11 protein-coding genes are annotated in these 12456 nt (G+C 61.0%); 9 read left to right on the plus strand and 2 right to left on the minus strand.

All coding sequences use genetic code 11. The features are described 5' to 3' along the window. Nucleotides 1–217: 217 nt before the first annotated feature. Genes cysS through cimA form a run of 6 tightly spaced genes read left to right on the plus strand, consistent with a single transcriptional unit; the run spans nt 218 to nt 5641 of the window. Nucleotides 218–1609: a cysteine--tRNA ligase gene (cysS, locus tag AC1DMK_RS10045; RefSeq protein ID WP_037063896.1), complete on the plus strand. Its 1392-nt coding sequence runs from the start codon at nt 218–220 to the stop codon at nt 1607–1609. Next, nucleotides 1606–2082 (plus strand): GFA family protein, encoded by a 477-nt coding sequence (locus tag AC1DMK_RS10050; protein ID WP_477858702.1) that lies wholly within the window; start codon nt 1606–1608, stop codon nt 2080–2082. Before cysS ends, AC1DMK_RS10050 begins: the two co-directional genes overlap by 4 nt. Further along, nucleotides 2058–2564 (plus strand): GFA family protein, encoded by a 507-nt coding sequence (locus tag AC1DMK_RS10055; protein WP_477858703.1) that lies wholly within the window; start codon nt 2058–2060, stop codon nt 2562–2564. The genes AC1DMK_RS10050 and AC1DMK_RS10055 overlap by 25 nt, the downstream gene beginning before the upstream one ends. After that, the gene (locus AC1DMK_RS10060) at nt 2561–3037 is read left to right on the plus strand and encodes a GFA family protein (RefSeq protein WP_477858704.1); all 477 of its coding nucleotides are present in this window, start codon (nt 2561–2563) and stop codon (nt 3035–3037) included. Before AC1DMK_RS10055 ends, AC1DMK_RS10060 begins: the two co-directional genes overlap by 4 nt. Then, entirely contained in the window at nt 3034–3993 is a 960-nt protein-coding gene (gene pip, locus AC1DMK_RS10065) for a prolyl aminopeptidase (RefSeq protein WP_037063904.1), read from the plus strand. The genes AC1DMK_RS10060 and pip overlap by 4 nt, the downstream gene beginning before the upstream one ends. Before the next feature lie 31 nt (nt 3994–4024). Continuing rightward, complete coding sequence (gene cimA, locus AC1DMK_RS10070) at nt 4025–5641, plus strand: citramalate synthase (protein WP_477858706.1); 1617 nt, start codon at nt 4025–4027, stop codon at nt 5639–5641. An 11-nt stretch (nt 5642–5652) separates the two neighbouring features. On the opposite strand, the gene AC1DMK_RS10075 is transcribed toward cimA, so the two are convergent. Further along, nucleotides 5653–6522 (minus strand): protein-L-isoaspartate O-methyltransferase family protein, encoded by an 870-nt coding sequence (locus AC1DMK_RS10075; RefSeq protein WP_477858708.1) that lies wholly within the window; start codon nt 6520–6522, stop codon nt 5653–5655. A gap of 112 nt (nt 6523–6634) precedes the next feature. On the opposite strand from AC1DMK_RS10075, the gene rarD reads away from it, so the two are divergent. Next, a complete protein-coding gene (gene rarD, locus AC1DMK_RS10080; RefSeq protein ID WP_477858710.1) occupies nt 6635–7549 on the plus strand; it encodes an EamA family transporter RarD in 915 nt (304 codons plus the stop codon). Nucleotides 7550–7558: 9 nt separating this feature from the next. On the opposite strand, the gene AC1DMK_RS10085 is transcribed toward rarD, so the two are convergent. Beyond that, nucleotides 7559–8185 (minus strand): LOG family protein, encoded by a 627-nt coding sequence (locus tag AC1DMK_RS10085; protein ID WP_080725544.1) that lies wholly within the window; start codon nt 8183–8185, stop codon nt 7559–7561. 155 nt (nt 8186–8340) lie between these two features. On the opposite strand from AC1DMK_RS10085, the gene AC1DMK_RS10090 reads away from it, so the two are divergent. Then, on the plus strand, nt 8341–10338 hold the full coding sequence (locus tag AC1DMK_RS10090) for a LysM peptidoglycan-binding domain-containing protein (RefSeq protein WP_477858712.1): 1998 nt from the start codon (nt 8341–8343) through the stop codon (nt 10336–10338). A gap of 199 nt (nt 10339–10537) precedes the next feature. After that, nucleotides 10538–12415, plus strand: coding sequence for an ABCB family ABC transporter ATP-binding protein/permease (locus AC1DMK_RS10095; RefSeq protein ID WP_037063914.1), 1878 nt, complete (start codon nt 10538–10540; stop codon nt 12413–12415). The last annotated feature ends 41 nt before the right edge of the window (nt 12416–12456 follow it).

A 12456-nucleotide genomic window follows, 5' to 3' on the forward strand; every position in this document is an offset into this window, starting at 1 on the left:
CGGCTGCGCCGGACCGCGCCTCACCCCCTTGACCAAACATCAAAGCCGGGCCATAAAACCCGCCATGAAAACGGTTACCTGCATCATCTGCCGGAAGATTATTCGCTAGCGCGCTCGCTGGCCTGGCCGTTTTCGTCTCCTAAAAGTCCAAGATGAGAAACGCCCCGGCCCGCCGGTGGAAGTATTTTTCGGATCATTGCATTTTGGGAGAGTAGAAATGGCCGGTCAGCCGGAATCAAAAACGCCGGAACTGAAGCTGTACAACACGCTGACGCGCGAGAAGACGGCCTTTGCGCCGATCGATCCGCAGAATGTCCGCATGTATGTCTGCGGCCCGACCGTCTACGACTTCGCCCACATCGGCAATGCCCGCCCGGTCATCGTCTTCGACGTGCTGTTCCGGCTGCTGAACCACGTCTATGGCGGTGATCGTGTGACCTACGCGCGCAACATCACCGACGTCGACGACAAGATCAACGCCCGGGCGTTGCGAGACTATCCCGGCCTGTCGCTCAACGAGGCGATCCGGGCCGTGACCGAGAAGACCGAGAGGCAGTTTCTGGACGACGCCAGGTCACTCGGCTGCATCGAGCCGACCGTGCAGCCCCGTGCGACCGACAATATCGCCGAAATGATCGCAATCATCGAGAAGCTGATCGCCAACGGCCATGCCTACAAGGCGGCCGGCGAAGTGCTGTTCGACACCAAATCCATGGCGGAATACGGGCAGCTTTCGAAGCGCAATCTCGACGAGCAGCAGGCGGGTGCCCGCATCGCCGTCGATGCACACAAGAAAAACCCCGGCGACTTCGTACTTTGGAAACTGTCAAGCGAAAGCGAACCTGGCTGGGAAAGCCCCTGGGGTCGCGGACGCCCTGGCTGGCATATCGAATGCTCTGCCATGAGCGGACGCTATCTCGGCGATGTCTTCGACATCCATGGCGGCGGACTGGACCTGATCTTCCCGCACCACGAAAACGAGATCGCGCAATCGCGCTGCGCGCATGGCACCAAGGTCATGGCAAATGTCTGGATGCACAACGGCTTCCTGCAGGTCGAAGGCCGCAAGATGTCGAAGTCCGAGGGCAACTTCGTCACGATCTACGAGTTGCTGCACACCGAGAAATTCGGTGGCCGCCAATGGCCAGGCGAAGTGCTGCGCCTTGCGATGCTGATGACACACTACCGCGAGCCGATCGACTTCTCGATCAAGCGGCTGGAAGAAGCGGAACGGCTGCTTTCCAAGTGGCCGGCAGCCGAAGCGGGTGACGCGAAGCCTGATCCGGCTGTTGTCGACGCTCTGGCCGATGACCTGAATACGGTCGCGGCGATCCAGGCTCTTCACGCGCTCGCGCACTCCGGCGACCACGCGACCTTTGCCGCAAGCGCCGAGTTGCTTGGTGTCCTGCCGCAAGCTGCCGAAATCGACGAGGCTGTCGCCATCGAGATCGACAGGCGCGTCAAGGCACGGCTTGAACTGTTGAAGGCGAAGAATTTCGCCGAGGCCGACAGCATTCGCGACACGCTGCTGGCAGAGGGCATCCAGCTAAAGGACGGCAAGGATGCGGCGACCGGCGAGCGCATGACGCAATGGGAGGTGAAGCGATGACCACCTATACCGGCGGATGCCAATGTGGGGCGATCCGTTTTCACGTTCGCGGCGCGCTGAAGGATTCATCGATCTGTCATTGCCGGATGTGCCAGAAGGCGTTCGGTGCCTACTACGCGCCACTCGTTTCCGCGCGGGGCGCGGAGTTGGAGTGGACGCGCGGCGAGCGGAAGAAATTCCGCTCGTCCAACTACGTCGAGCGCGGCTTTTGCGGCGAATGCGGCACGCCACTGACCTATGAGGCGCCGGATGGTATCGCAATAGCGGCCGGTGCGTTCGATGATCCGGCCGCCCTGCCCCCCGTCATCCAGTTTGGAATCGAGGGCAAGATCGGCTTTGTCGATCATCTGCATGAGCTTCCCGCGCGCCTTACGGAAGAAGACGCCCAGGCAGCACCTTTCGTGCTCGAAATCGTCTCCTATCAGCATCCCGATCACGACACGGTAGCGTGGCCGGAAGAGGAGCACTCGTGACGACGGCGGCTCTTGCTGGAGGTTGTCAATGCGGCGCGGTTCGCTATCGCGCTGCCGGCGCGCTTGGCTATCCGCATCTCTGCCATTGCCGCATGTGCCAGAAGGCGGCGGGAAACTACTTCATGCCGCTTGCTGCCGCGCAGAGAGCGGACTTCGCCCTGACGCGCGGAGAGCCGACGTGGTTTCATTCCTCGGATGTCGTGCGCCGCGGCTTCTGCGGGACCTGCGGAACGCCCCTCTTTTACGACGTTCCCGGAGCCGATTTCATCAATGTCGTGCTTGGCTCACTCGACGATCCGAACAGCGTGAAGCCGGTGATGCAATCGAATACCGGACGCAAAATGATGTGGTTTCACGAGCTGGACGGCCTGCCGGTCGAACCCGATGCGGAAACGCCGGCGAGAGAAAGCGCGATTGCGGCAAGCAATCACCAGCACCCCGATCACGATACACCCCATTGGCCAAGCGGAGCATCATCATGAGCGAACCCATTCGAACCGGCGGTTGCCAATGCGGCGCCGTGCGTTTCCGCATCAGCGGCAAGCTCGGACGTCCGTCGATCTGCCATTGCCGCATGTGCCAGAAACAGTTCGGCGGCTTCTTCTCGGCGCTGGTGACTACGCCCGACGAGGGCATGGAATGGACGCGCGGAGAGCCCAGCTATTTCCAATCCTCCGTCAACATCGAGCGTGGCTTCTGCAAGAACTGCGGCACGCCGATGACCTATCGGCATCCCGGCGGGCTTGAGCTTGCAATCGGGACTTTCGACGACCTCAGCGATCTGGCCCCCCGGATCCAGGTGAACTACGGCGCGCGCATCCCGTGGGTCGAGACGATCTTCGACCAGCCAGTTCACACCGACCCCGATTTCTATTCGCGGCAGGAGGCGATCATCTCCTTCCAGCATCCCGACCACGATACCAACATTTGGCCATCCGAAGGCGTGAAGATATGACTGAAGTCCTGCGTACGCTCTATCCCGCAGTCGAACCCTACGCTTGCGGTCATCTCGATGTCGGCGATGGCCACGTCATCTATTGGGAGCGCTCCGGCACGCCCGGCGCCAAACCAGCGGTGTTCCTGCATGGCGGCCCCGGCGGCGGATTTTCGCCCAGCCACCGCCAGCTTTTCGATCCCGCCCTTTATGATGTCACACTGTTCGACCAGCGCGGCTGCGGCAAATCCACGCCGCATGCCGACCTCAACGCCAACACGACCTGGGATCTCGTTGCCGACATCGAGCGGCTGCGCGAAATGGCCGGCGCCGAGAAGTGGCAGGTCTTTGGCGGTTCGTGGGGCTCGACGCTGGCGCTCGCCTATGCCGAAACACATCCCGAGCGGGTGTCCGAACTGATCCTGCGCGGCATCTATACGCTGACGAAAGCCGAGCTCGACTGGTACTATCAGTTCGGCGTCTCCGAAATGTTTCCTGACAAGTGGGAGCGCTTTGTCGCACCGATCCCGCTGGAAGAACGCCATGAAATGATGCTCGCCTACAACAGGCGATTGACGCACGCCGACAAGGCCGTGCGTCTCGAAGCAGCCAAGGCCTGGAGCATCTGGGAGGGCGAGACGATCACTTTGCTGCCGGAGCCCTCGACGAGCGGCAAATTCGAGGGCGCCGAGTTCGCATACGCCTTCGCCCGCATCGAGAACCACTTTTTCGTCAATGCAGGCTGGATGGATGAGGGGCAGCTTCTTCGCGATGCCGGCAGACTGAAGGATATTCCTGGTGTGATCGTGCATGGCCGCTACGACATGCCCTGCCCGGCGCGTTATGCTTGGTCGCTCCACAAGGCCTGGCCGAAGGCGGACTTCCATCTGATCGAAGGCGCTGGCCATGCCTATTCGGAGCCCGGCATCCTCGACAAACTGATCCGCGCCACGGACAGTTTTGCCGGAAAACAATAACGAGCCGCAGGGCCGCGACGGGACGAACACCATGACACGCGAAAAGATCTACCTCTTCGACACGACGCTCCGCGATGGCCAGCAGACGCCCGGCATCGATTTTTCGGTCGAGGACAAGATTGCAATCGCAATCCTGCTGGACGAGTTCGGTCTCGACTACGTCGAGGGCGGCTACCCCGGCGCCAACCCCACGGACACGGCCTTCTTCAGCGAGAAGCGGACGACCAGGGCCTCGTTCGTCGCCTTCGGCATGACAAAGCGCGCCGGCGTTTCCGCGTCCAACGATCCCGGGCTGGCGAGCCTGCTTCAGGCCGAGAGCGATGCGATCTGTTTCGTCGCCAAGAGCTGGGACTACCATGTCAAGGTCGCGCTCGGCTGCACCAATGAAGAAAACCTCGAAAGCATCGCCGAAAGCGTCAAGGCGGCCGTCGGGGCCGGCAAAGAAGCGATGGTTGACTGCGAACATTTCTTCGACGGCTACAAGGCCAACCCGGCCTATGCACTCGCCTGCGCCAAGGCCGCCTATGATTCCGGCGCCCGTTGGGTCGTCCTTTGCGACACCAATGGCGGCACCCAGCCGCCGGAGATCCGGACCATTGTCGAGGCCGTCGTTGCCGCCGGCGTTCCCGGTCACTGTCTTGGCATTCATGCGCATAACGACACCGGCCAGGCGGTCGCCAATTCGCTGGCCGCCGTGGAGGCCGGTGTGCGGCAGATCCAGGGCACGCTCAACGGTATCGGTGAACGCTGCGGCAATGCCAATCTCGTGACGCTGATCCCGACGCTGGCGCTGAAGGAAACCTATGCATCCCGGTTTGAAACCTCGATCGATGCCGACCGCCTGCTGAACCTAACACGGCTTTCGCATGCCTTCGATGAGCTTCTGAACCGGTCGCCGGATCACCAGATGCCCTATGTCGGGGCGTCGGCATTCGCGACGAAGGCAGGCATCCATGCGTCGGCACTGCTCAAGGACCCGCGCACCTATGAGCACGTAACGCCGGAAAGCGTGGGCAATTTCCGCAAGGTCATGGTCTCCGATCAGGGTGGGAAGGCGAACTTCATCAACGCCCTGAAGCGCCGCGGCATCGAAGTCGGCAAGGACGATCCGAAGCTTGACCGGCTGGTCACGCTGGTTAAGGAACGTGAAGCGTCCGGCTACGCCTACGAAGGTGCCGATGCGAGCTTCGAGCTGCTGGCCCGCCGGACACTTGGCACCATTCCGGAATTCTTCGCGGTCGAGGGATTTCGCGTGATGGTCGAGCGGCGATTCGATTCTCATGGACGCGTGAAGATCGTCTCGGAAGCCGTCGTGAAGCTGGTCATCGATGGCAGCACGGTGATGTCGGTTGCGGAAGGCGATGGTCCGGTCAACGCGCTCGACCTCGCGCTGCGTAAAGACTTCGGCAAATATCAGCACGAAATCGATGACCTTGTCCTTGCTGACTTCAAGGTACGTATCCTCAATGGCGGCACGGAAGCGATCACCCGCGTCTTGATCGAATCGACAGATAGCGACGGCGTTCGCTGGTGGACCGTCGGCGTATCGGAGAACATCATCGACGCATCCTTCCAGGCGCTGATGGATTCGGTCATCTACAAGCTGATGAAGAACCGCCACCTGGCCGGCAAGATCGCCGCCGAGTAGTGCTTCCCCTCCTAGCGAGTGGTGACGAGGCCCCAGTCCGGCTGCGTATACCATTCTTCCGCGGAAGGCCTCGTCTTCCATCGCAGGGCGCGGATACCATGCATCCCGCCCTTGCGAAACGCCGCCTCAAGCTTTCTGTAGCCTTCGAATGTTCCTGTGGTCGCCTCCCCCCAAACGAAGGCGACAGGACCGAGGTACTCGACGCCGTAGGCCTGCATTCGGCGCTCCACCAGAAAGAAGCCTGCATAGGACGCAAGACCGGTCGACCGGCCATCGCTGTCGACATCTGGAACTCCCAGGGGAAAAATCAATCGGCCGCCGATGTTCAAGCGCTCGATCCATGGATCAGCGGGACGGTGAACGGCGAAATTCACATAGATCGCGTCCACGGCTTCTCGTGGCCACTCATGCCCATTTCCACAGATGACATCAACGTTGGGGTAGTCCTTGAGATTGTCCCTCGCGCGTTTCGCTAGTGCCTCATCGAATTCGACAGCGGTGACGCTACCGTGCGGGCCGACGATCAACGCGATCATGGCAGTATAGTACCCGCTGCCGGCACCGATGTGGCACACCTTATCGCCGTTTCGAAGAGTGAGCCTGTGCAGGCCTCGCGCGTGCAGGCTCGGACTGCCGTTGTTGACCTGCCGTTCGTGCTGGAGAGCAAACAGCGCATCCTGGTAAACGGCCGCGGGATCACTCGAAGGAACATCCACATAGCCGGCCCAATGTGCCATTTTCCAGGGCGGCGGCCCGAGAAAGCGTTCACGCGGGACCGTGGCGAAGGCATGCAACAGAGCATTGTCGTCCGCAATGCCCTCTTTCGCCAGCATGTGAGCGGCAAACGCACTGCGGCAGATCGCAAGAGCTCTTTTGTCCATCTGTCTCACCCTGCTGCGACATCGGCCGGCATCCGTTCACTGAAATGAATTGGCCCATTCACAGCCGTTGCGATAATCGGCTCCATAATTGGAATAATCATGGAAACACCCGATGTCCGCCGATGCAAGCGCTCCACTGATCAAGAACGAAGACAGTCCGCGCGGCTTTGCCTTCGCGTTGACTGCCTACCTGCTATGGGGCTTCCTGCCGATCTACATGAAAGCGGTCGCTCATATCTCACCCGCCGAAGTCATCGCGCACCGCATTCTGTGGTCGCTGCCGCTGGCGGGACTGGTGCTGCTCGTTCTCGGTCGCACGCAAGATATCCGCCCGGCGCTGCGCTCGCCGCGGATGCTGGCGATGGCTTCGCTTACGGCCGTGCTCATCACCATCAACTGGGGGACATACGTCTGGGCGATCGGCGCCGGCCACTCGCTCGACGCGGCGCTCGGCTACTTCATCAATCCCCTGTTCAGCATCTTCCTCGGAGCCGTTCTGCTTCAAGAAAAGCTTCGTCCTGCTCAGATTGCAGCGATCGCCTTGGCCGGAATTGCCGTCGTGATCCTCGCCGTCGACAACGGAGGCGTTCCGTGGGTGGCACTGACGCTCACGATCACCTGGGGCTTCTACGCCTTTTTCCGCAAGACGCTTCCGCTTGGCCCCAATCAGGGCTTCTTCCTGGAAGTGCTGCTCCTGAGCGTGCCGGCGTTGATCTATATCCTGTACCTGGAATTCGGCAGCGGGGAAGGACATCTCTATCGCACAGGCATGGCGGATACCGCGTTGTTGCTCGGCTGCGGCATCATTACCGCCGTGCCGCTGATGATCTATGCAAACGGCGCAAAGCTGCTGCGTCTGTCGACAATCGGGATCATGCAGTACATAGCGCCGACGATCATCTTCCTGATCGCGGTCTTCATCTTCAAGGAGCCGCTCGGGACTGCGCGCATGATCGCGTTCCCGCTCATCTGGGCCGGTCTTGTCCTTTATACCTGGTCGATGTTCAAAGGGAGCCGCGAGCGATAGCGGCCCGCCTCACATCTTCGAGATAACCGCTTCCTCGCCGTCGCGATCGGCAGATGCCAGTTCCGCGGCCCTCGCCATGATCGCCGGGATTATCTCGGACACGTCGTCGATGACGAGCGGCTGGACGCGGTGGGCGGTGTGTACGAAGCCCTCGTCCGTCATATGGCGCAGCAGCTCCATCATCGGATCCCAGAAGCCGTTGATGTTGGCAAACACCATCGGCTTTTCATGGCGCCCGAGCTGCGCCCAGGTCATGATCTCGATGATCTCCTCAAGCGTGCCTATGCCGCCCGGCAGAGCGACAAAGGCATCGGAGCGTTCGAACATGGTGTGTTTGCGCACATGCATGTCAGGGGTTACAATCAGTTCGTTGAGCTGGCCGAGGGAGTGGCGCGTCGCCTCCATGTCGATCAGGAACTCGGGAATAATGCCGGTCACCTGACCGCCGTTCGAAAGCGTGCCGCTCGCAACCGCTCCCATGATGCCCTTTGTGCCTCCGCCGTAGACGAGGCGCAGGCCGTATTCGGCGATTTCCTTGCCGAGAGCACGGCCAGCGGCCATGTGGCTCGGATCACGACCAGGGCGCGAGCCGCAGTAAACGCAAATGGAGCGAACGGAATGAGATTGATCTGTCATAGCCGCAAACAACTATCCTCTCCGCGTCCAGTCAAGAAAAATGACGGAAAACCTGCTTCTTACATTTGCATGGCTAGTTTGACTGCTTGTGCAAAGCAACGGGAATCGCTAGCAATTTTAGGAAGTCCGGCAAGTTTGCCGCCTGGGGAGACCTAATGATGAAAAACCGTGCCGGCTTGCTGGCCCTTGCAGTACTCGTAATCGCAATTCTGTTGATGGTCTTTTTCGTCATGCCCCGCATCGGCGGCGACGCAGCGAAAGTTGGCGACGCGATCAACCAGGCCGGCTCCGAGGTCAAGAATACAGTTACGGAATCTGCAAAGACATCGCGCTCCTCAGCGCCGGACGATGCCGCCACGACCCAAGAACTCGGCGCTGCGACCGCCGCAGCCGGACAGGCGCTCACAGAACTTAAGGCGCTCTTCGCCGATGGCAAGGGGCCAACCGAAGAGGTTTTCGGAACCGCCAAGTCCAAGGCGACGACATCGCTCCAGGGCCTTGCCGACTTCGCCGTGCCAGAGGGGACAAACCAGGTTACCGCAGCGGCTGTTCACAAGGCGAAGGAAGGGGCTGCCAAGGCGCTCGCTATCGTAGAAGCGCTGCCGGAGAATATCGCGGACGCTGCGGCCGCTGTTGCCAAGGCCGAGGCGGCCCTGACGGGCGCGCCAGAACCTGCGGTTCCTGCGGCAGGCAACCAGGGCAACGGGGCCCAAGGGACCCCCGGCCCCGCTGCGGAAACCACTGCCAATGCCGGCCCGAAACTTCCCACCTTCGACGTTCTGCGTGTCGAGCCGGATGGCTCGACGGTGATCGCCGGTTCAGCAGAGCCGAACAGCAAGATTGAGATCATCGACGGCGACAAGGTCGTCACGACCACCGAGGCCGGCGCTGGCGGCGACTTTGCAGCCGTTCTCGACAATCCCCTGCCGGCAGGGGACCATCAACTGCTGCTGAAAGCAACCGGCAAGGACGGAAGGAGTTCGACATCCGAGGAGGTCGCTACCGTTTCGGTACCGAAGGACGGCAAAGGTTCGGAGTTGCTTGCCATGGTCTCCAGGCCGGGCACCGCAAGCCGCATCATCACAGCCCCGACCGCAGGAGCGCCGGTTGTTGCCAGCAACACTGCACCGGCGGATCAGGCCTCGGCAGCGGCATCCGACCCGTCAGGCGTTGCAGGCGCCCCAAGGGCTGCCGCACCGGCCGCAACCGACGTCATGGTGAACGCTGTCGAGATTGAAGGCGACAGGATTTTCGTCGCGGGGATGGCAAAGCCTTCGGCGCAGGTGCTTGCCTATGCGGATGACAATTTGATAGGCAAGGCCACTGCCGGCCCCGACGGCCACTTCGTGATCGACGGCGTGATGCCGCTGGCTGTCGGCGATCACAAGATCCGCGTCGATGTCGTGGACAATGCCGGCAAGGTTGTCGTTCGCGCTTCGGTCAATTTCAATCGACCAGAAGGAAACCAGGTAACTGTCGCAGCCCAGAGCGGCACCGCTGGCGCCAACAGCCCCGCCCCGGTTGTCACGCTCGACGAAGGTGCGCTTGGCAAACTGAAGAACGATCTCAGCAAAGCATTCGCGCTGTTGAGCGGCCTGTTTGCCGATGGCAAGATCCCGGGTACGGAGCAGCTTGCCGCGGCCCGCTCCGCCAACGAATTTGCACTGCGCTCCATCATCGATTTCCCTGTTGCGGCGGATGCGACGGCGGATTTCAAGGAGCGAGCAGCAAACGCATCCACTGCTGCCACCAAGGCCCTGAAGATGCTGCAAGCCCTACCGAAGGATGCCAAATCCGTCGGCGACGCAGTCGGCAAACTCGGCCCTATGCTTGCTGAACTAGCACCGCCAGCAGCCGCTCCTTCCGCTCCGGCAACAAATGAAGTGGCGAGTGGCCAGCCGGCAACGATCGAGCAGGCACCGCTGCAGGAGAGCAAGGACACCGTGATCATCCGCCGGGGCGACACGCTTTGGCAGATCTCCCGACGCGTCTACGGCCTGGGCGTGCGCTATACGACGATCTACGTGGCCAACGAAGACAAGATCACGAACCCCGACCGCATTCTGCCGGGCCAAATCTTCGGCCTGCCCAAGGACGCTTTGCCGAATGCCGAAGAGCTGCACCGCAAGCGGATGTCGGGCCAGCATGAATAGGAAGCAACAAGCGACCGGCCGGCGTCAATATGACAGCCGGCCTGTCTTTTCCTGTGGCATCCATATGTTGTATTGCTCCGGCCGACACCTTATCTGGCGGTGACGGCGACACGTTCGGCGGCGGTTTTTTCAAGCGTCGCCCCTGCCAATTTGCCGACATCGCGACACGGCCAGAGCCCTTTGTGGGCCGGAGACATGCATGGCAAACGGCAAAACGGTTTCAGACTCCAACCTGCTCCAAACACTCTTGAATCTGTGGCCCTATATGTGGCCTTCCGGCCGTCCCGATCTGAAGATGCGGGTGGTCTGGGCTTCGGTCTTTCTGCTTGTCTCCAAGTTCGTGCTGCTACTGGTTCCCTACTTCTTCAAGTGGTCGACCGACGCGCTGAACGGGAAGATGGACCTTGCGGGCAAGGTGCCGGATCTGCTCGTTGGCGCGACGGCGCTGGTGATCGCCTATAATCTCACCCGTCTCATTCAGCTCGCCCTCAACCAGATGCGCGATGCACTCTTTGCCAGCGTCGGCCAGCATGCGGTGCGACAGCTCGCCTACAAGACGTTCGTGCACATGCATGAGCTCTCGCTTCGCTTTCACCTCGAGCGCAAGACGGGCGGCCTTTCCCGTATCATCGAGCGCGGCACGAAGGGCATCGAGACGATCGTGCGCTTCACCATCCTGAACTCGGTGCCGACACTCATCGAATTCCTGCTGACGGCGGTCATCTTCTGGTGGGGCTACGGCTTTTCGTACCTAGCAGTGACTGCCTTCACGGTCTGGGCTTACATCTGGTTCACCATCCGGGCGAGCGATTGGCGCATTTCCATTCGCAAGTCGATGAACGACAGCGATACCGACGCTAACACCAAGGCGATCGACTCTCTCCTCAACTTCGAGACCGTCAAGTATTTCGGCAACGAAGAGATGGAGGCGAAGCGCTTCGATGCGTCGATGGAACGCTACGAGAAAGCGGCAACGAGCGTGTGGACATCGCTCGGCTGGCTGAACTTTGGTCAGGGTGTCATCTTCGGTCTCGGAACGACGGTGATGTTGATCCTGTCCGCGCTTGCCGTTCAGCGCGGCGAGCAGACGGTCGGCGATTTCGTCTTCGTCAATGCCATGCTGCTGCAGCTTTCCGTGCCTCTGAACTTCATCGGCTTCGTCTACCGCGAAATCCGACAGGGCCTGACCGATATCGAGCAGATGTTCGACCTTCTGGAAGTGCAGGCCGAAGTGAAGGATGCGCCCAATGCAGTGGCCTTGAACATTGGCATGGGTGCCATTGCCTTCAGGGACGTCCATTTCGCCTATGATGCGGCGCGACCAATCCTGAAGGGGATATCCTTCGACGTGCCGGCCGGCAAGACGGTCGCCGTCGTCGGGCCTTCCGGCGCCGGCAAATCCACGTTGTCGCGCCTGCTTTATCGGTTCTACGACATTCAGAGCGGCTCGATCACGGTGGATGGCCAGGACATTCGCAAGGTTACCCAGAAGAGCCTCAGAACGGTGATCGGCATGGTCCCGCAGGACACCGTGCTGTTTAACGACACCGTCGCCTACAACATTCGGTATGGCCGCCCTTCCGCCAGCGAAGCGGACGTCAAGACGGCCGCGGAGATCGCCCAGATCGCCCACTTCATCGATCTCCTGCCGGAAGGCTTCGATACAAAGGTGGGCGAGCGCGGCTTGAAGCTCTCAGGTGGCGAGAAACAGCGCGTCGCCATCGCCCGGACCGTCCTCAAGGCCCCGCCGATCTTGATCCTGGACGAAGCCACCTCTGCCCTGGACACCACGACAGAGCGCGAAATCCAGGCTGCGCTCGACGTTGTTTCCAAAAATCGCACAACCCTGGTCATCGCCCACCGCCTGTCGACGGTCATCGGCGCGGACGAAATCATCGTCCTGAAGAGTGGCGAGATTGCCGAACGCGGCACGCATGCGGAGCTTCTGCTCAAAAACGGTCTCTATGCCTCGATGTGGAGCCGCCAGCGGGAGGCAACGCAGGCAGAGGAGCATCTGAAGCAGGTGCGTGAGAGCGATGACATGGGGGTCGTAAACAGACTGGCGCCAGCAACCTGAAACCCAGACGGATCAGCCGCGCCAGCGTTTTGCTGTTCAGA

It is taken from the genome of Rhizobium sp. 05L419, assembly GCF_056397845.1.

Excerpts from the sequence above, each read along its gene's own strand:
- cysS (WP_037063896.1), top strand. The coding sequence starts at position 218 with ATGGCCGGTCAGCCGGAATCAAAAACGCCGGAACTGAAGCTGTACAAC.
- AC1DMK_RS10050 (WP_477858702.1), top strand. The coding sequence starts at position 1,606 with ATGACCACCTATACCGGCGGATGCCAATGTGGGGCGATCCGTTTTCAC.
- AC1DMK_RS10060 (WP_477858704.1), top strand. The coding sequence starts at position 2,561 with ATGAGCGAACCCATTCGAACCGGCGGTTGCCAATGCGGCGCCGTGCGT.
- pip (WP_037063904.1), top strand. The coding sequence starts at position 3,034 with ATGACTGAAGTCCTGCGTACGCTCTATCCCGCAGTCGAACCCTACGCT.
- cimA (WP_477858706.1), top strand. The coding sequence starts at position 4,025 with ATGACACGCGAAAAGATCTACCTCTTCGACACGACGCTCCGCGATGGC.
- AC1DMK_RS10075 (WP_477858708.1), bottom strand. The coding sequence starts at position 6,522 with ATGGACAAAAGAGCTCTTGCGATCTGCCGCAGTGCGTTTGCCGCTCAC.
- rarD (WP_477858710.1), top strand. The coding sequence starts at position 6,635 with ATGTCCGCCGATGCAAGCGCTCCACTGATCAAGAACGAAGACAGTCCG.
- AC1DMK_RS10085 (WP_080725544.1), bottom strand. The coding sequence starts at position 8,185 with ATGACAGATCAATCTCATTCCGTTCGCTCCATTTGCGTTTACTGCGGC.
- AC1DMK_RS10090 (WP_477858712.1), top strand. The coding sequence starts at position 8,341 with ATGATGAAAAACCGTGCCGGCTTGCTGGCCCTTGCAGTACTCGTAATC.
- AC1DMK_RS10095 (WP_037063914.1), top strand. The coding sequence starts at position 10,538 with ATGGCAAACGGCAAAACGGTTTCAGACTCCAACCTGCTCCAAACACTC.